We start from the raw sequence: 18,625 nt of genomic DNA on the forward strand, positions 1-18,625 counted from the left end.
TTGAGGCTGATTTATACGAATAAAAAACGGATTGACCTGTGTTCATCTATTTTGTCAGCGTTATCCGTGACTCTATTTCTTTTCCAAGTATCTCCGCTACTTTAGCTGCTCCCGCTTTATTAAAATGAATGAAGTCGTAATAGTAAACAGTATTTTTCGGCATCAGCTTCGCCAGATCAATAACTGTTGCTTGTGTACTGAACGAACGAACAACATTGTTGTATTCTTCCAGCACCTGTTCCTGCAACAAATTGTTTTTACCTGGGTTGCTGTCATGAAACTTCAGATCCATTTTTATTCCTGTTGCGCTATCGGTAAACGAACCATACAATGATGGTTGTGTGAGTAAGATGGGCTGAATATTGCTTGCTTTGCAAATGCTGATGATTTCCTGTAATCTTTCTTGGTAGCCAAAGAGATAATTTTTTTGTTTAGCAATTGTTTCCTGAATGTATGCAGGTGTGTAAGTTGTGTCTCTCAAAGAGGTAAAGTCAACTTCTTTATGAATCAATCCTTTTTTATAGGCAAGACGGATTGCGTAAAACTGGTAGAAAGTAGAACCGATTTCTGTTTTTTGCAGCAATGATTTTACAAACTTTTTGACGGAGCCATATTGTAATATATTTTCATTGGCAACATCAAAACGTTCAGGCTTTTCTGTTTCTACATCATTTACCCCTGTAAGCAATACAACATATTTCGGTTTTAGTTTGCTGAGGTATTCTTTCATCAACAACATATGGCCGAAGGTTGAATGCCCATCAATACCTGCATTGTTCACCCATAAGTTCGGTATTGAATCTTTCAGTTGTTCTCCCAGCAAAAAAGGCCAGGTTGTACTGTCGCTTAGAAAACGACATTCGGTTGTACTGCCACCAACAGTTATTATGGAATTGAGTTTAGGAATGCTATCAGTTGGCATTGGTCCACGAAAACCTAATGCATTGCGACTGTAACTAATTTTTGCATCCAGTTGTTTGATCCATTTATTCTCGAATACAGTTTGCTGACTGGCCGGTAACACCAATTTTCCTTGCTTTGTGAAATTGGTAAAGGGATTATAAATACGCAATACAATTTCGCACAACACAAGTGCAACGAGCAAACCAAACAATAATGCTTTCAGGTTTTTGATCATGGCGCTGTAAGATAAAAACTGTTTGTGATAGAAACATGGATGACGCTGATTTGAACGGATGATCACGGATTTAATTTGCGCCCATCCGTTTCGTCCGTGTTATCCATAACTCTTCTTCCAATAAAAAAGCAGCGAATTATCTCCGCTGCTCACTTTATCTTTTTCGCTCTCTTAGTTACTCAAACGTACTGTAGAAATACGGTGTCTTGGCTTCAAATTCTGCACTGCAGGTATCTACCATTTTGTACACACGGGTAATACCCCAGGCTTTACGTTTTTCGTAGAGTTCATCTTCGCTGGCATCTTCTTTCATGATCTTGCAGATCTGCTCATCACCAAAACCCATACGTTTTGCTTCTATAAGAAGTTCTTTCGGCAGGGTCTTCATATCGTGCTTCGCCAATTCTTTTTCCATGTTTACAATATCCTGGATCTGGTAAATAAACCAACGGTCGATCTTGGTTGCTTCCACAATCGTCTTCACACTTACGCCGGCCATCAACGCATCTTTAATCCGGAAAATGCGGTCCCATTTCGGAACCTTGATGTATTCAATTAATTCTTCAGCATGTTTTACACTTTGCCCGTAGTAACCTAAGCCAACAGCATTGTTCTCCAAACTCTGACAAGCTTTTTGTACCGCTTCAGTAAAGCTGCGGCCAATGGCCATTACTTCACCTACACTCTTCATCTGTAAACCTAAACGGTCATCGGCACCTTTAAACTTATCAAAATTCCAACGAGGCATCTTTACAATGACGTAATCGAGTGCTGGCTCAAAGTATGCAGAAGTAGTTTGTGTGATCTGATTTTTCAATTCATCCAATGTGTAACCAATCGCCAGTTTCGCAGCAATTTTTGCAATGGGATAACCCGTGGCTTTACTTGCCAAAGCCGATGAACGACTCACACGTGGATTGATCTCCACCGAAATAATGTCTTCGTTTTCAGGATTCAAAGCGAACTGTACGTTACAACCTCCTGCGAAATTGCCCAGGCTCCGCATCATCTTAATGGCCATGTTGCGCATATTCTGGAAAGCAGTATCGCTCAACGTCATGGCAGGAGCAACAGTAATACTGTCGCCTGTATGCACACCCATCGGGTCGAAGTTTTCAACCGTACAAATAATAACTACGTTATCATTCTTATCACGCAATAATTCAAGTTCATATTCTTTCCAGCCTAACAATGCTTTTTCAACCAACACTTCATGCATCGGGCTTGCTTTCAAACCTCTGTCGAGTGCAGCATCAAGCTCGTCTTTATGCATTACGATGCCACCACCGGTACCACCCAATGTAAAGGATGGACGAATCACCAACGGAATACCAATTTCCTGCGCAAATTCTTTTCCTTCCAGCAGGGAATTGGCTACACGACTTGGTGCCACACCAATACCAATATCGATCATCAACTGGCGGAATTTCTCCCTGTCTTCAGCTGTATCGATGGCCTTCACATCCACACCAATCATTTTCACATTAAATTTTTCCCAAACACCCAACTCATCAGCTTCTTTACAAAGGTTCAGGGCTGTTTGTCCGCCCATGGTTGGCAACACCGCATTGATTTGCGGGTTTTCTTCCAGGATCTGTTCAATACTTTCAACAGTAAGCGGCAACAGGTACACACGGTCGGCCATCATAGGGTCAGTCATGATGGTGGCGGGGTTACTGTTAATGAGGATCACTTCAATTCCTTCTTCACGTAAACTGCGGGCTGCTTGCGAACCCGAATAATCAAACTCACAGGCCTGGCCAATCACAATGGGGCCGCTGCCTACAATCAGCACACTGGTTATCGAATTATCTTTTGGCATGGGGAGAATTTGGCTGCAAAAGTATTGGATTGAGCGTTAACCTGAGTGTGAAATTTTGACTGATTTAGAGGTTTTTTGATAACGGTCGTTAGCAATTCTCTTCATCGCCAGTTGCATCGCACTCTTGTACGTTCAGACAGACATTAATAATCAAACCTGTGCGGTTCCGCAGTTTCGTATTCAGGATTATATCGCACAAAAAAGTAGAGATAGATCGTTCGGCTCAGCCGCATGAGCCATGGTTGTAATACAAGCAAGAAAACTGAATTTATTCCCAGCCACCAAAACACACGGTTATCGTTGAACGAAACACCAATCAATACCCACCATGCTACAAATGTTGCCACTGATATTGCAACTGTTAACGCATAACTCACATAACCGGTACCATACCAGAATCCTGGCTCCATATCAAATTTCTGCCTGCACACTGGACATTCTTCATGCATGTCAAACGTGTGTTTAAAATTGTAAGCACTGTAATCTTTAAACAGCTTGCCCCTTCTGCAACGTGGACAGTGCATCGAAAACATACTCCAGAAATAATTGGGCTTAAGCTGGGAGCCGGGCATGGGCGAAAAATTTGCGCAAATATAACCTGTAATGAAGTAGAAGAAAGTGATAAATAGCACCTTTAACAAGATGACCAACTTTATCCAGTCACTTTTAGGCTACCATTAAAAGTTGACAAGCTGCTATTCTTACGCAGTAGTTGCTACTATTTTTTTGCGTTCGCCAATTTGCTGACGCCACATGGCATAATACAAACCTTTTTCTTCCAGCAATTGCTGGTGATTACCTGTTTCAACCACATCGCCACCTTCCAGTACATAAATACGGTCGGCATGCATAATGGTGCTGAGCCTGTGTGCAATTAAAATAGTGATCTGGTTTTCGCCAGCTGAAATTTCACGAATGGTTGAAGTAATTTCTTCTTCGGTAATAGAATCCAATGCTGAAGTAGCTTCATCAAAAATGAGCAGGCGTGGTTTACGCAGCAATGCACGTGCAATAGACAAACGTTGTTTTTCACCACCACTTAATTTCAAACCACCTTCACCAATCATCGTATCCAAACCTTTTTCGGCACGTGCCAGTAAACGCTGACAACTTGCTTTATGCAATGCGTCTGTCAACTCTTCATCAGTTGCAGTTGGGTTCACAAACATCAGGTTCTCTTTTATGGTTCCACTGAAGAGTTGTGTATCCTGCGTTACAAAACCGATCTGGTTTCGCAGGTCTTCAAAGTTGATGGAGTTTTCATCTTTGCCATTGTATAAAATATTGCCTTGCTGCGGACGATACAATCCCACCAATAATTTCATCAATGTTGTTTTACCTGAACCCGACGGGCCAACAAATGCAACTGTTTCACCCACCTTTACATTGAAGTTTATATCGCTGATCGCATTTTGTCCTGCTGTTTGATGTTTGAATGAAACATTGTTGAACGACAAGGTTTCAATTCTTCCAAGATGGAGTGGATTAACCGGTGTGGCTTCCGGTTTCTTTTCCATAAGTGTATGAAAGTTGGTGATGCTTGCTTCAGCTTCACGGTAGGAGAGAAGAATATTACCGATCTCCTGTAAAGGTCCAAACACAAAGAAGGAGAAGATCTGCATAGTTACCAACTGGCCCGCATCCATTCTTCCGTTATAGATTGTCCACATCAGCATAAACAAAATCACCTGGCGCAATGTATTTACAAACGTGCCTTGCACAAAGCTGATACTGCGTATGCGTTTTACTTTGGTTAGTTCTAAACCGAGTATCTTGAATGTGTTTTTATTTAAACGTGTTACTTCCTGGTCAGTTAATCCCAAACTTTTTACCAGTTCAATATTGCGGAGCGATTCGGTAGTTGCACCTGCCAGTTGAGTGGTTTGCGCAACAATTGTTTTTTGTACTGATTTTACTTTTTTGCTGAGAGCATTTGAAATAATAACCAGTAAAATAATGCCGCCGAAATAAATAAATGGTAATGTCCAGTGAATAGATGATGCGTATAATGATACGATGACGATACCAATAATAACAGGAAAAAGAATGTTGATGAAAGCCGAGACAAATTTTTCTGTATCGGTTCTTACCTTGGTTAAGATCGAAAGCGTTTCACCGCTGCGTTGATCTTCAAAATCCTGGTATGGCAGTTTCATGGCATGTTTCAAACCATCTGTAAAAACCTTTGTACCGAACTTTTGTGTAGTGAGATTCTGAAAATAATCCTGGAAAGCTTTTGCTATACGACTCACCATTGCAACCGAGATAGAAAGTGTGAGAACGAAAATAACACCGGGCTCTTTCCAACTGAAAGAATAGAAAAACCTGTTCCAATCAAAATTGTGGGTGGGAGGTTTATTGATGCCTTGATGCTGATTCGCTAAATTGATCAGCTTACCAAACAAAATAGGATCGATCAATGAAAAACCAATATTGATGGCCGCAAGTGCCATTGTAAGTGTGATAAGGCCTTTATACGGCGCTAAGTATTTTAAAAGCAGTTTCATGTATTGTTGTTATATAAAAGCTGAATGATGGTCAAAGTTTGAACCATCTTTAAAAATAAGACAAGTTTGCAGGAAAGGGCGCCGCTATTTACCATACTCAGCTTAACTCAGGCTTTACCTGTCATGACGGGCGCTCAAGCAGGTAGACGATCATCTGCCGTTTTTACTTTGTATTAAAAAAAGTCGGTTCTTTGAACATATTCTTTTGTATGAAGATTACAGGTATAACCATTGTTCGAAATGCAGTATTGAATGACTTCCCGGTTGTGGAAGCCATCAGCTCCATTTTACCGGTGGTTGATGAAATGATTGTTAGTATTGATAAAGGCGATGATAATACAGATGGGCTTATTCGCAACATAAAGTCGGATAAATTAAAGATCATTTACTCTACCTGGGATATGACGCTTCGGGAGGGTGGAAGAGTGTACGCTATTGAAACTGATAAAGTGAAAAGTCAGGTGTCACCCGATACTGATTGGATCTTTTATATACAGGCCGATGAAGTGATACATGAAAAATATCATGCGGTCATCAGGCAAACGGCTGAGCTTTATAAAGATGATAAACGTGTGGAAGGACTTTTATTTCAGTATCTGCATTTTTATGGTACGTATGATTATGTTGGCGACAGCAGAAAATGGTACCGGCACGAAGTGCGTATCATTCGCAACGATCCATCTATCAATTCTTACAAAGACGCACAGGGTTTCAGAAGAGGTGAAGTGAAATTAAACGTTGTGCCTGTTGCAGCTGAAGTATATCACTACGGCTGGGTGAAGAGTCCGCAGCAAATGCGGCAGAAACAAAAGATCACCGCACGGTTTTACCATGATGATAAATCAATTGAAGTCGCCCCGGTTCAATCAGATCATTTTGATTTCAATCAATTCGATTCGTTGAGAAAATTTGAAGGCACTCATCCCGTAGTAATGCAAAACCGTATCGCCGCAAAAAACTGGAATGTGGAATTAGATATCAACCAAAAGAAATTCAGCTTTAAAAACCGCATTTTGTATTGGATCGAAAAAACGACAGGACATCGGCTGTTTGATTTCCGGAACTACAAAAAAATAAAAGCCTGACCAGTTATTTTTTTCGTACAGCTTCAACGGCGTGGCAAAAATTGTTGATCGGCTCGTGAGTTACATTATAGCCTGTATCCATAAGAAATTTGTTCATTGCTTTAATGTTTTTCTGGTCTGCGTCGAGGTCGTGTACTTCAAGCAAAATTATTTTTGCCCGACGTATCAAGGCAGCATCGGTATTGTAGAAAATGTCGTATTCACTTCCCTCGCAATCAACTTTTAAAATGTCGATTTCGTTTAGATCATTCTTAAGAATAATATCGGTTAATGTGATCGTATCAACAGAAATCTTATTCGCATTATTCTTATTAAAGTTTGAAAAAATACTGGCAATAACACTGTTCTCGTCTTCTGATTCAATATATAGATCGATCTTACCATTACCTGTTCCTGTAACAGCAAGCTGCTGAACTATAACATTATTCTTCACAGACGGGTTTTCATCAAGCACTTTATTTATATGCTGAACGTTGCGTGGTATTGGTTCATAAGCAAATATTTGTGCATCTTTTATTTTAGAAAGTATCATGATGTCAAAGAAGCCGGCATTTGCACCAATGTCAATGATGATAGGTTTTGATGGTATTTGTTTTACTACTGCTTCAATGTTGTATACGTCTTCAAGAAATATTTCTTTAAACACCTGGTATAAAGGTAGTGCTACTTTAAACCGGATATTGTTTGGTTTTGTAGTGAAGGTGAGAGAGCGCTTAAATCGCTTATTCTTATTCAATACATACTCAAAAGGATTTTGAATATGTTTGAACAGCTGGATATATCGTTTAAATCCTTTTGCAGGCATAAGATCAATTTTCTAATGATAGGACTATTTGTTTTGCAGCAATTGTTGATACAATTGCCAATATTGTTTGGCCGCTTTCCCCCAACTAAAAAATGCTGACCGGTTTTTAACTTTCTCAGCCATTTCAGGATGAGTGTGAAAATGATGCAATGAATTCTTGAACGTTTGCTGCATGTCTTCGCTGTCGAAAGAATTGAAATAATACGCAGCATCACCACCTATCTCCGGAAGACAGGTGTGAGTAGAAAGCAAAATCGGCTTTCCAAAATGCATAGCTTCTACCACGGGCAGCCCAAATCCTTCTGAAATAGATGGGAAGGCCATGGCCAACATATTATCAAGCAACCACCATTTTTCACTTTCAGTAATCGAACCTGGTAATAAAACTCTGTCAGCCACTCCATGCTTTGTTGCTTCCGCCATTATTTCGTCAACATAAGCTTTATCCTGCGTTATGCCTGCTATTACAAGTTTATAATTATTACCTGCCAATAAGCAGGGCAGTACATGAAAATTTTTCTTTCGAAGTACTGTACCAATAGAAAAAATATACGGGGAATCGAAACTAATGAAGCCCGGTTTTTGAAAAACCGAATTGGCTACAGGTGTATTGCAACCGTTATAAATTGTGTGCACCTGCACATTTGAAAGATCAAGATGCTCACGAATACATTGATGTGTAAATTCAGAGATCACAGCAACCTGGTCAGAACGATTGATCATTGCCTGTGTGCGTTCTAAATATTTCTTTTTCTTTTCCACATCCTTGCTGCTATCATACAAGAAATTAAGATCATGTATGGTAAGCAGTTTTTTTACTTTCCTGCTGTGCGGGTAATAATTACTGCCTTGATAGGTGCCATGCCATACCTTAAAGTTTGAAGCAAATGGGTGAAAGTATTTGTGCCACCATTTTTGAGCACAGTATTGTGTGCCCTCAGGAAGAAATCCTGTTTCACTCGGACGTATATAAAATGCAGGCGATTGAAGGCCTTTAGGTGTTTCTTCGATCAACGATTCGCTTAAATACTTGCAGAAATAATACAACCCCGTGTTGGGGTATTTCATGCGTTCGCAATCAACAATAATATTGGGCAAGGGCGATTTAATTTGGGCTATTTTGTTGTTAAAGATATGTGAAAATGCCGGCACATCGGCTGCATTTCCAACGGCATTGCCTAGCCATTAAATTCGTTCGCATGTAAACACCACTGAATATTCATTATAACAGCGACCCGCCGGGTCGAATTTGAATTGAAAGCGAAGTTTATTTAAAACCTTCCTTAACGATAACCACGATTCCTGCAACAATGAGTCCGCATAAAAATGAATATATTATTATGCGGTTAAAATTTAAATAGTTCGATTTTTCTATTTTGATAAAAGGTTGAATTATTTCAATATTATCAAGTCGTTCCAGGTTTTCGTAAATCTTTAACTGCTCCTTGAACAATGCAACATCTGCCTGGTATATACTTACGGGGTTAATCGGCTCGCCCAAAATAATACCTTGTCCGTAATTTTTAGGAATAATGCCGGCGCTAAGAACCGTCTTTAAACTATCAAGGCTTAATATATTTTTTTCCAGATTTACTTTTAGTTTATTTAGCGACGCTCTTTTGGTTTCTTTTCTTATTACAGAATATTGATTGTTTTCAAGAAAATGAATGATGCCCGCCTGTACAGTGTCTAATACTGTGTTATCCGTAATTCTTAAGTGAATTGTAAAAAACTGGCCACTACTGTCTTGATGTTCACCAGCAATTTTTTCGGCTGTTAGATTTGCTATTTCTTCTGCATCTTGCCGACTTATCTGAAGTCGGTTGGCCACCAATGCAAAGTCTTCTTTACTATGAATTAATTTATTGAGATGTTGCAATTGCATAATGCATACCTCGGAAGGAACTTCATGAGTAAGTATGATAGCATCAGTATCATATTTTTTTGGCAAAATATAGCGGGAGAAATACCCTAAACCAACAGACACCACAATAATTGCACCTATGCTGATCCAGTTTTTGACTATGATTTTAATAAATGTTTTAAAAATCTGAGCTATAGAGCGCAATAAAGAAATGAGATCGATTTCGTCAGGATTTGTTTTCGGTGCAGGTTCCATTTTTAAAGTTGTTTTTTTGAAAAGGCAAAAAGTGAATTAAAAAAAGAGTACCAAATAATTCCCTTGTTAATTTCAAGAAATGATTCTGTAAGGCAGATCACTGCAAATATGATTAAAAAATAAAAGTATAAGGCGTTTTTCTGTTTAAGCGCAAGGTAAAATCCAATACCCATTGAAAGTAGCAGGGAAAAAAGGCCTATAACACCGTGGGCTAACAGTTGTTGAATGTATTGGTTGTGTGCATTATAGTTATTATACCTCGAGGCAAAATAGAATTTACGTTTTTCATACGCTTTCTGAAGTTCATCTTGTACGTCTCCCGTTCCTAATCCAATGAGCCCATGTTGTTTAATTAAATCAAAACTACAACGCCATATAGCTAACCTTATGCTGCTTCCATCCCAGGATTTTCCCAATGAACTGTCCACATCCAGTTGAATGACAGATTCGTTGGAAAAGACCCATAGTTTTTTAAATCGATCGGAGAGGTAATTGTTTTTAACAACCAATAAAATGAAGAGCAAGCCAACTAGGGGTATAAGAAAAAAACTCTTTTTTATTTTCGGCAGTAGTAATGCAACTAAAATTGCAAACGCCATAATAATGCTTAATCTGTTTCCTGCCAAAATCAGGGTTACTAAAATTAATAACGCAGCCCCGCAGAAAAAATATTTTTTTGAAACGCTGAGTTGAAAAGAGCTGTAAAAACACAAATACAATATGGAGGTGAATGCAAACAAAGCCATAGTTGTAAAAGCGCTGGGAGTCATTTGAGGGAATGCGATTAAATCATACCCTACTAATGTAACCGGCCTGCCCAACAGCATATTAAGTACCTGAGAGAGTAAAAAATAAGCGCTCATCAAGGCTGCGGAAAATGAAAAGGCGATTATAGTACGTCTGATTAAATTTTCACTTAAAAGCGCTGTTGTGCCAAAAATGAGAGGTAAAAATAACAAAGATGATTTTTGCTGTATTCTGAAGAGTGTTTCGTGTCTGTTTTCGGAAAAATATGCACCTAACAACACTACAACATACGTGAACGTAAAAGCAACAATAATCTTCTTCCCTTTATTGATAGAAATTTTCTTCATCGAAAAGAAAAGCCAATAAAGAGTTAATAACAGGATTAGCAGTGTGTTTGCCAGCGGCCACCAGAATACAGTAAATGCAATACCTAAACACAGGTATAGTAAAATGCTTTCACTATTATAGTATTTGGACAGCCAATTAGCGGGCATAAGCATTCTGTTTCTTCTTTTTAAAAACAGCTTTAATTAATAAATAGATAAACATCAAATTTGTATATAAATACCTCCGCATCAATCGCTTTGGTTCCTGCATTAACCTGTAGAGCCACTCCAGTCCGTAGCGTTGCATTAAGACCGGCGCTCGATTTTGCAGATTGGCATATACAGGAAAGGCTCCCCCAACTCCCAATAGCACAGCATTGATCTTTGTAAAATTTCTAGCCATCCATTTTTCTTGTTTGGGGCATCCTAGGGCAACCAACACAAATTGTGCTCCCGACTCATTAATGAGGTGAATATGTTTATTTTCTTCTTCTGTAGTAAGCGGTCTGAAAGGAGGAGAGAGATATCCGGCAATCTCAACACCCGCAAATTCAGTTTTTATTTTCTGCACAATTGTTTCTAATACTTTTTGAGTTGAACCGTACAAAAAAATCTTTGCACCGTCATCATTTAAACTGCTGATAAGGGCTGGCATAAAGTCCATGCCCGCAATTCGCTCCTGCTCTTTTTTGTAAAGCCATTTGCATGCAATAGTCAAAGGTTTTCCATCGGCAGTAATGATGGTAGCTTTGGTTAAATCATCTTCGAAGCTTTTATCATTATATGCTTCCACCGTCATGTGTACATTGGCAAAGCACACAAATGAATTAGTTTTTGTTTTACCCAGTTCACATACTTGTTGAAGGCAATCGTGAAATGTAGTATGCGTAACATTAAGACTGATTATTTTTAATTTTTCTCTCATTCGGTATTCCTCTTCTCTTTACTTATGAGTGATTCGTACAAATTTATTATTGCAGAATAATGTTTATCGGGATGATAGTTTTCTATGTAAGTTTTCCTTGCGTTCATGTAAAGGAAATTATTTGCTGAACGATTGAAACGTTGAACAGTTTCAATAATGTCGCCGACATTTGCCGGTTCAAAAAAAAGGCCGTTATAACCGTCAACAATCATTCGAGACATTGCTCCAAGATTACTTGCCAACACGGGAGTTGCTGTAGAAAACGCTTCAATAATTGTATAAGGTAGTCCTTCATACCAAATGGATGGAAACATTAGCGCCCTTGTTTGTTTCATCAGATCAACAACTTCACTTCTTGTTTTTTTTCCAAGGAATGTAATGTTGCTATAAGATTCATATTGCTTTCGCAATGGATATTCTAAGGGACCTTCTCCGACCAAAAACAAGTTTTGTGTTTTAAGTTCAGCAAAAGCCTCCAGTAAATGAACTATTCCCTTTTCGTTCGAAAACCTGCCCACATATAAAAAGAAGTCGTGTCTTGTTTCCAATCCTGTGCCATTGTCTAATACAAAATTAGGTTTCACTGTTATTTGATGGTCTGTAACTTCCAGCGAAGAGTTTAGGAAAATATTTTTAGCAAACTCAGTCAATGCGATGTACTTGCTGACTTTACCGGTCCAGCAATTTGTAAATTTATGTACAGATGTAACTGCTGTTGTTAACACTGATTCAATAACTGAATCCCTGTAGCATGCATTTTTTATTCCACTAAGAGGAATTTTCTGGTGAATACATTCTATGCATGGCTTATTGTCTTTTAATAACATTGCATTTGCACAAATCAGGCGATAGTTGTGCAAAGTCATCACTACGGGTATGCCACGTTGATGAGCAGCAAATAATACTGACGGAGACGCCTGGAAGAAAACATTATGAACATGAACGACATCAGGTTTAAATTCATCAATTGCAGCGCTTACTTTTTTTCTTGAGCTTAAATTGTAAAAGGAGTTAATGCCACTTTTTATCTTACCAGGTATACCTGCAATGCGGGTATTATCAAAATAGAGAACCTCCGTAGCGTGGCCAAATTGGTTTAGAATGTTTATTTCCAGTTGCACGGCCACATCTTCTCCGCCAGCATTTTGATAACGGTTATGTATAAAAAGAATTTTCACGTAGAAAGAATTTGTTTTTCTGTTTTATAGCGGTTACCAATAACACGGGAAAGTAAGCCAAGAATAAGCCAGAAGCCTGAGGCAAAAATGGGCGATTCGAGAACGGGATTTAACAGTGCAATTATACTGACAGCAAAAAAACTCCAAAAAAATGCGATGCCTTTCGTTTGGTAATGAAATCTTTTAAATAGAAAATATTCTTTGAAAACTATTCCATATATAGATAAAATGAGTATAACAAACACAATTCCTAGTCTGCCGAAGAGATATACAAACGAATTATGCGCTCCAAGTACATATGGTAATGATGCCAGCTTGGTGTAATCTTCAACCGGAAAATATTTAAACATCGGAGTTCCAAACCCAATTCCCGCAAGGTTCCATGGGAATTGATCAATAATCACCTGTTTCCAAAGCACAAGGCGCCAGGTTGTATTTCCATCAATGTTCAGCAAATAGTTTGACCTCATGACGTTATGGATGGCAAGGCTATTGTAAAGGCTGAATCCATCAGCTATCTTATTTAAATCAGGTTGAATGACTATAAAAAACAGTGTAAAGACAAAAAAGGCAAGAATTATTATTTGGCGGAAAAATTTTAAGCCCGGGCAAACTAGCAGAAATAAATAAAATAAAGAAACGAAAATTGCTGTTGCAGAGTCAAGGGCAAAGCCATAAACAACGTTTATCAGTATTAGTGTGAATAGCGAACATTTATTTACATTTTTAAATGCATATGGGAAAAGGCTTGAAACACCAAAGCGTTCAAAGTAAATTCGGGCAGAGCCTGCTATCATTGCTCCTCCTGTATAAAATAAAAAAACTTTGCGAATGCTGTTGAAAACAGATAAAAAGTAAGATTGGAGATAGTACCCTACAAAATAGCTAAGTATGGAATAAAAAATTACAAGATTCCTCAGGTAATAATAGAGGTTATCTGCTTTCGCAATAGAAAAGACAGCGTGAAGGAGGCACAGCAATAACAATATAACAATTGAGACGCTTATTTTATCTGCACCTATACGAAACCGCTTGTAAATGAGAATACATAAACCGGTAAGCGATAATAATTCATTAAAGAAAAAATTCTTTTCAAAAAACCATGGTGAGATGATGTATAGAATAGCTACCAGAAAGATAAAAAATGCTATCGTATTTTTTTTTATCATTAGTTTTTAGCCGCAACTATAACGTTGTTAAAATACAAACTTTTATTGGAGGGAAACAGTGGCAATAAAAAACTGCTTACGATATTAATAGGTGCTATAATTAGCAGAGAAATTAGGAGACCGGCAACTTTCCATTTTTTCAGTCCTTCATAAATATAGAGTGTTATTAATTGTACAATAACCCGCATGAAGGATCCCGTCTTTTGTTCATTGATCACTGTAAAGCCGTTTTTTTCTAACAAATACCGAATACCAAATGAACTGTACCTAGCATAGTCGTAGGGAATTTCATGCTCATTCCAGCAAAAGGGAGCCGTTAATAAAATGCGCCCTCCTGGTTTCATCGTTCGGTTTATTTCACGCAGGATTTTATCTGGCTCAAACAAATGCTCCAGCACTTCACTGCAAAAAACGGAATCGAAGTATTCCGTTTCTACGGGAATAGTTTCTCCGTCGTAATAAATATCAACTAACGAATTATTGTGATCATGTCCCGATACTTTTATATCAACTCCAACATATTCTTCTACAACAAAAAGATTCTGATACGGTTTTCGTCCGCAGCCAAAATCCATCATTTTCCCCGACAGTTGTGGCGCTGTGTTTTTTATGGCCAGGTACAAAGAGCGGCGAATAAAAAAAAATGGATTAATAAACACTGCCAAAAATCCGGGTTGAAAGCTTTCTTTCTTATAAAATTTAAAAAGGGGCTTCATCATTTTGGAAACTTAAAGCTGTTATGTTCTATAGCATTTAAATTAAAGTTTGATTATAGTTTTTATGATTAAACCAGGCAAAATATCCTGCAAATATCGTTAAAGCAGTTACAAGTGTAAGTGCGTTATCTTTCATTACCAGCCTGCAGAAAATAAAAATCGAAACGATAACCATGGCCGGAGCTGTTTCCTGTAATCTGTTTTTAAGGTCATTATAGCTGCCTAAAGCTCTTTTCATAAGGGTGGAAAAAACGAGTTCGCCACAAAATAAACTTATAGCAATGAAAGCTGCTGAAGGTTTAATGTAGGCAAAAATAATCACCAAAAGGATGGTTAAGAGTGCAGTACTGATTGCAATGCGTGCGTAAATGACGTCAATTTTTTGAAGCAAGGCATTTGTTGTAACGCTGGAGAATAAAGAATAAACAAACCCGGCGCCACCAAGGATGACAAAGAAATAGAGCTCTTTCTTGTACTCTTCACCAATGAACGTGGAAATAAAAGCTTGTGGAAAAATCAAGGGCATTAAGAAAAAAGCCAAGCCAATCTGAGTGCTTATTCTATCGATCTCGATGCAAAAAGCTTGATTGGTCATTTCTTTAATAAATGCCTGGTGTATGATGCGAAGTACACCTTTAAAAATCATATACATTTTGAGCCCAAGGAAGGTAACAGCAATAATGGGCGCATCATAGAAATAGGGTACTATCAACACTATACCAAGCCCGATAAAGTATAATGCAATTGTTACCATGCCCAAGGGAACATTGTTAAAATACAATTGTAGCTGTTTGAAGGATGGTTGAATAAAAAAAGGCACTTTCAAAACACGGGCAATAATAAAATCTGTGATGAGGTAGATAATTGCCACCGAAACAAGAAAAGATTCAAATACCCACTCTTTGTAAAAAAAACTAGTTATAAGAATTACTGAATAGGGAAAAATAACTCTTACGAACGCAATTATTGCACCTATTACTGGGGTGCCTAAAGCGTACACAGCATAATCACCACTTAAGGCTAAAACAGGAGATAAAAGGAAAACGATATTTGTGGTATCACGATAGCTTAAAACTACTCCCAAAAATAAAAGAAAGCTAAGAGTAAGCCGGGCAGACTGAATTTGCTTGTATTCCGCTTGCCAACTTTCCTTTGTTGCAATCTGCCGAATGGCTGAAGCCTGTAGCCCGAAAGCTATTGTGTTAATCAGGAAAAAAATTAATGAATCTGCTCTGCCAATTTGTGCGAAAGATTCTGCAGGGGTATTTGCAGCAATTTGTTTCAATGCAAAAATTGAAAAAATATGTCCAATTCCAGTAAGCGATCCAATAACAGCTAATCTTTTAATCATGTAATTGTGCAGTTGCAAAAGTAATTACTACTATTAACTGTGGGGTTTTTACCGTGAACTTTTTTAATTGTCAATTTCAATTGAATCACCTCACAGATATTAAAACAATTGGCACATTTATTGGGCTTGTTGCGCATCTGTTCTTTTTAAGAAATAGCAACCTGCAAATGATTTACCTTGCGCCCTCGTTAAATGCAACGGTTACACTCTGTTAGGTGTCAGCTATGTAGTTTAATTATTTTTTGATTTTCCTGAGAAATACCAAACCTAGAGAATCGCATATGACAACAATATCTAAAGCAAGCAATTCGTGCAACTATTTGCTTGATTGTAATGAACAGAAATCAGCTATCTTTTTAGATATGCGCCTTCGTAAAAATTACTTCTTCCTTAAAAATTTGATCGACAAGATCATTTCTTTTTTGATTGTTTTATTCGTACTGTCATGGCTGTTACCCATACTTGCTATTGCTATAAAGATGACTTCCAGAGGCCCGGTTTTTTTTGTGCAACGCCGTGTGGGAAGGTATGGACGAACATTCAAATGTCTGAAATTCAGAACTATGAGAATGAATATTGAGGCCGACTTTAAGCAGGCAGATGAAAATGACAGCCGTATTACAGTTGTTGGTCGTTTTTTACGGAGATCTAATCTTGATGAACTGCCCCAGTTTCTAAACGTTTTATCAGGACAAATGAGCATTGTTGGGCCCAGACCGCACATGCACAAGGATTGCCAGGATTTTACAAAAGTGGTAAAGGAATATAAAATAAGAAACCTTGTGAAACCGGGAATCACCGGCATGGCTCAGATCCGTGGTTTCAGAGGACCTACCAATACTACCACAAGTATTGTGATGCGTTTTAACTGGGATGCTTATTATGTGAGAAATGCCGGTTCGGCGTTAGACATAAAAGTGATCATGGTAACAGCTCAACAAACCGTGGTTCAAATTATTAAATTACTTTTAACGGAAGAACGGCTATTGATGATAAAAGGCCTCAGGGAACATTACAGAATGAAGAAAATGGCTGCATAGTCATCCTGCCCAGCCTTCCCGATCCAGACTTCTATATTGAATGGCTTCCGCCAGGTGTTCAACTTTTATATCGGGGCTTTGTGCAAGATCGGCAATAGTACGACTAACTTTTAAAATACGATCGTAGGCCCTTGCACTCAGGTTCAGTTTATCCATCGCTGCTTTTAACAGTGTTTGTCCTGCCTGCGAGATCACACAAATTTCCTTGAGTTGTTTGCTGCTCATTTGTGCATTGGCGTAGATACCATCAACATCTTTGTAACGTTCAGCCTGAATTTCCCTTGCTGCAATCACACGGTCACGGATAGTTGCACTTGGTTCACTATTTTCCGCTTTTGATAATTCACTGAAAGGAACGGGCGTTACTTCCACATGCAGATCGATACGATCTAACAACGGACCGGAAATTTTATTGAGATATTTCTGTACAGCACCGGGTGGGCAGGTACATTCTTTTTCGGGATGGTTATAAAAACCGCAGGGGCAGGGGTTCATCGAAGAGATAAGCATAAACGATGCAGGAAAATCAATAGCAATCTTTGCTCTTGAAATAGTAACCCGTCGTTCCTCCATTGGTTGACGCATCACTTCTAATACCGTTCGTTTAAATTCTGGCAATTCGTCTAAAAATAAAACACCGTTATGGGCTAATGAGATTTCACCTGGTTGCGGATTGGTTCCTCCACCAACTAAAGCAACATCGCTAATTGTATGATGTGGTGAACGAAAAGGTCTTTTTGAAATGAGTGTTGCATTCTCCGGAAGTTTACCAGCAACACTATGGATCTTTGTTGTTTCCAATGCTTCCTGCAAACTCAAAGGTGGAAGAATAGTTGGTAGTCGTTTTGCCAGCATTGTTTTTCCTGCACCGGGCGGGCCAATTAAAATTGCATTATGACTTCCTGCTGCTGCGATCTCTAATGCACGCTTGATATTATGCTGACCTTTTACATCATTAAAATCGAATTCAAATTCGTATTGTGCATTAAAAAATTCTTCTCTTGTGTTTACTACAGTTGGTTGCAAGCTTGTTTCATCTTTAAAGAATGCGATCACATCGTTGATATGTTCTACACCATACACATGCAGGTTGTTCACCATACCGGCTTCCTTCGCATTTTGCTTTGGAACGATTAATCCTTTAAAATTTTCTTTACGGGCTTGTATAGCAATTGGCAATGCGCCTTTAATGGATTGAATACTTCCATCCAAACTTAACTCTCCCATGATCACATAATCACTCAAGCGTTCAGCATTGGGAAGTTGTTCCGTTGCACCAAGAATGCCTACAGCTATTGGCAAATCAAAAGCAGTTCCCGTTTTACGAATATCAGCAGGCGCAAGGTTTACAATTACTTTGGTGCGTGGAAAATAATGTCCGGTTGTTTTTAAAGCACTTTCAATTCGCTGTTCACTTTCTTTTACTGCACTATCGGGCAAACCAACCATGAAAAATTTTTGTCCACCGCTTACATTCACCTCTATTGTAATAGTAATAGCATTTACTCCGTATACAGCGCTTCCAAAGGTTTTAACGAGCATGCAGTTATAGTTGTGTTTTTTGAGAAGTAGAACAAGTTAATAAGAAATTTGAATACCGGCTATAGTCCCTTGGGTATTCCGGGTTGCCCTGTCCGTTCGTAGCTTTAGCGAAGACGGATCGCAATCCTTTCACTCGCATTGTTTCTATTAGCCAA

The 18,625-nt window shown here is 38.5% G+C and carries 16 protein-coding genes; 2 read left to right on the forward strand and 14 right to left on the reverse strand.

Features of this window, described 5'->3' with window-relative positions; all coding sequences use genetic code 11:
- Positions 1–46: 46 nt before the first annotated feature.
- From ACO1QW_RS07385 to ACO1QW_RS07400, 4 genes are all read right to left on the reverse strand, one after another.
- On the reverse strand, positions 47–1,204 hold the full coding sequence (locus ACO1QW_RS07385; protein ID WP_486257133.1) for an SGNH/GDSL hydrolase family protein: 1,158 nt from the start codon (positions 1,202–1,204) through the stop codon (positions 47–49).
- A gap of 109 nt (positions 1,205–1,313) precedes the next feature.
- Complete coding sequence (gene carB / locus ACO1QW_RS07390) at positions 1,314–2,960, reverse strand: carbamoyl-phosphate synthase large subunit (protein WP_486257135.1); 1,647 nt, start codon at positions 2,958–2,960, stop codon at positions 1,314–1,316.
- Positions 2,961–3,103: 143 nt separating this feature from the next.
- Positions 3,104–3,532: a DUF983 domain-containing protein gene (locus ACO1QW_RS07395; protein WP_486257137.1), complete on the reverse strand. Its 429-nt coding sequence runs from the start codon at positions 3,530–3,532 to the stop codon at positions 3,104–3,106.
- Between the two features lie 129 nt (positions 3,533–3,661).
- Positions 3,662–5,467 (reverse strand): ABC transporter ATP-binding protein, encoded by a 1,806-nt coding sequence (locus ACO1QW_RS07400; protein ID WP_486257139.1) that lies wholly within the window; start codon positions 5,465–5,467, stop codon positions 3,662–3,664.
- Between the two features lie 209 nt (positions 5,468–5,676).
- On the opposite strand from ACO1QW_RS07400, the gene ACO1QW_RS07405 reads away from it, so the two are divergent.
- The gene (locus tag ACO1QW_RS07405) at positions 5,677–6,552 is read left to right on the forward strand and encodes a glycosyltransferase family protein (protein WP_486257141.1); all 876 of its coding nucleotides are present in this window, start codon (positions 5,677–5,679) and stop codon (positions 6,550–6,552) included.
- 4 nt (positions 6,553–6,556) lie between these two features.
- Here ACO1QW_RS07405 and ACO1QW_RS07410 read toward each other — a convergent pair whose 3' ends face one another.
- The 9 genes from ACO1QW_RS07410 to ACO1QW_RS07450 all read right to left on the reverse strand — a co-directional run bounded on the left by ACO1QW_RS07410 (position 6,557) and on the right by ACO1QW_RS07450 (position 15,888).
- Positions 6,557–7,357: an FkbM family methyltransferase gene (locus ACO1QW_RS07410; protein ID WP_486257143.1), complete on the reverse strand. Its 801-nt coding sequence runs from the start codon at positions 7,355–7,357 to the stop codon at positions 6,557–6,559.
- 24 nt (positions 7,358–7,381) lie between these two features.
- Entirely contained in the window at positions 7,382–8,455 is a 1,074-nt protein-coding gene (locus ACO1QW_RS07415; RefSeq protein ID WP_486257145.1) for a glycosyltransferase family 4 protein, read from the reverse strand.
- 169 nt (positions 8,456–8,624) lie between these two features.
- On the reverse strand, positions 8,625–9,476 hold the full coding sequence (locus tag ACO1QW_RS07420; RefSeq protein WP_486257147.1) for a hypothetical protein: 852 nt from the start codon (positions 9,474–9,476) through the stop codon (positions 8,625–8,627).
- A 2-nt stretch (positions 9,477–9,478) separates the two neighbouring features.
- Positions 9,479–10,717, reverse strand: a complete 1,239-nt coding sequence (locus ACO1QW_RS07425) for an O-antigen ligase family protein (RefSeq protein WP_486257149.1) — start codon at positions 10,715–10,717, stop codon at positions 9,479–9,481.
- Positions 10,707–11,474, reverse strand: coding sequence for a WecB/TagA/CpsF family glycosyltransferase (locus ACO1QW_RS07430; protein WP_486257151.1), 768 nt, complete (start codon positions 11,472–11,474; stop codon positions 10,707–10,709). The genes ACO1QW_RS07425 and ACO1QW_RS07430 overlap by 11 nt, the downstream gene beginning before the upstream one ends.
- Positions 11,471–12,652, reverse strand: coding sequence for a glycosyltransferase family 4 protein (locus ACO1QW_RS07435; protein ID WP_486257153.1), 1,182 nt, complete (start codon positions 12,650–12,652; stop codon positions 11,471–11,473). Before ACO1QW_RS07435 ends, ACO1QW_RS07430 begins: the two co-directional genes overlap by 4 nt.
- Positions 12,649–13,821, reverse strand: coding sequence for a hypothetical protein (locus tag ACO1QW_RS07440; protein WP_486257155.1), 1,173 nt, complete (start codon positions 13,819–13,821; stop codon positions 12,649–12,651). Before ACO1QW_RS07440 ends, ACO1QW_RS07435 begins: the two co-directional genes overlap by 4 nt.
- The gene (locus tag ACO1QW_RS07445) at positions 13,821–14,540 is read right to left on the reverse strand and encodes a class I SAM-dependent methyltransferase (RefSeq protein WP_486257157.1); all 720 of its coding nucleotides are present in this window, start codon (positions 14,538–14,540) and stop codon (positions 13,821–13,823) included. The genes ACO1QW_RS07440 and ACO1QW_RS07445 overlap by 1 nt, the downstream gene beginning before the upstream one ends.
- A gap of 34 nt (positions 14,541–14,574) precedes the next feature.
- Complete coding sequence (locus ACO1QW_RS07450) at positions 14,575–15,888, reverse strand: hypothetical protein (RefSeq protein WP_486257159.1); 1,314 nt, start codon at positions 15,886–15,888, stop codon at positions 14,575–14,577.
- 281 nt (positions 15,889–16,169) lie between these two features.
- Here ACO1QW_RS07450 and ACO1QW_RS07455 point away from each other — a divergent pair, with 281 nt between their 5' ends.
- The gene (locus tag ACO1QW_RS07455) at positions 16,170–16,928 is read left to right on the forward strand and encodes a sugar transferase (protein WP_486257161.1); all 759 of its coding nucleotides are present in this window, start codon (positions 16,170–16,172) and stop codon (positions 16,926–16,928) included.
- Here the strand turns inward: ACO1QW_RS07455 and ACO1QW_RS07460 are convergent, their stop codons facing one another.
- Positions 16,929–18,470 carry a YifB family Mg chelatase-like AAA ATPase gene (locus ACO1QW_RS07460; RefSeq protein WP_486257163.1) on the reverse strand — a complete coding sequence of 514 codons (1,542 nt, stop codon included), beginning with the start codon at positions 18,468–18,470 and terminating at the stop codon, positions 16,929–16,931.
- Positions 18,471–18,625 lie beyond the last annotated feature (155 nt).

The organism is Lacibacter sp., assembly GCF_057361365.1.

What these genes read in the sequence shown, in the direction of transcription:
- ACO1QW_RS07445 (WP_486257157.1), bottom strand. Translation starts at nt 14,540, where the DNA reads ATGATGAAGCCCCTTTTTAAATTTTATAAGAAAGAAAGCTTTCAACCC.
- ACO1QW_RS07430 (WP_486257151.1), bottom strand. Translation starts at nt 11,474, where the DNA reads ATGAGAGAAAAATTAAAAATAATCAGTCTTAATGTTACGCATACTACA.
- ACO1QW_RS07450 (WP_486257159.1), bottom strand. Translation starts at nt 15,888, where the DNA reads ATGATTAAAAGATTAGCTGTTATTGGATCGCTTACTGGAATTGGACAT.
- carB (WP_486257135.1), bottom strand. Translation starts at nt 2,960, where the DNA reads ATGCCAAAAGATAATTCGATAACCAGTGTGCTGATTGTAGGCAGCGGC.
- ACO1QW_RS07440 (WP_486257155.1), bottom strand. Translation starts at nt 13,821, where the DNA reads ATGATAAAAAAAAATACGATAGCATTTTTTATCTTTCTGGTAGCTATT.
- ACO1QW_RS07405 (WP_486257141.1), top strand. Translation starts at nt 5,677, where the DNA reads ATGAAGATTACAGGTATAACCATTGTTCGAAATGCAGTATTGAATGAC.
- ACO1QW_RS07395 (WP_486257137.1), bottom strand. Translation starts at nt 3,532, where the DNA reads ATGCCCGGCTCCCAGCTTAAGCCCAATTATTTCTGGAGTATGTTTTCG.
- ACO1QW_RS07410 (WP_486257143.1), bottom strand. Translation starts at nt 7,357, where the DNA reads ATGCCTGCAAAAGGATTTAAACGATATATCCAGCTGTTCAAACATATT.
- ACO1QW_RS07460 (WP_486257163.1), bottom strand. Translation starts at nt 18,470, where the DNA reads ATGCTCGTTAAAACCTTTGGAAGCGCTGTATACGGAGTAAATGCTATT.
- ACO1QW_RS07420 (WP_486257147.1), bottom strand. Translation starts at nt 9,476, where the DNA reads ATGGAACCTGCACCGAAAACAAATCCTGACGAAATCGATCTCATTTCT.
- ACO1QW_RS07455 (WP_486257161.1), top strand. Translation starts at nt 16,170, where the DNA reads ATGACAACAATATCTAAAGCAAGCAATTCGTGCAACTATTTGCTTGAT.
- ACO1QW_RS07400 (WP_486257139.1), bottom strand. Translation starts at nt 5,467, where the DNA reads ATGAAACTGCTTTTAAAATACTTAGCGCCGTATAAAGGCCTTATCACA.
- ACO1QW_RS07425 (WP_486257149.1), bottom strand. Translation starts at nt 10,717, where the DNA reads ATGCCCGCTAATTGGCTGTCCAAATACTATAATAGTGAAAGCATTTTA.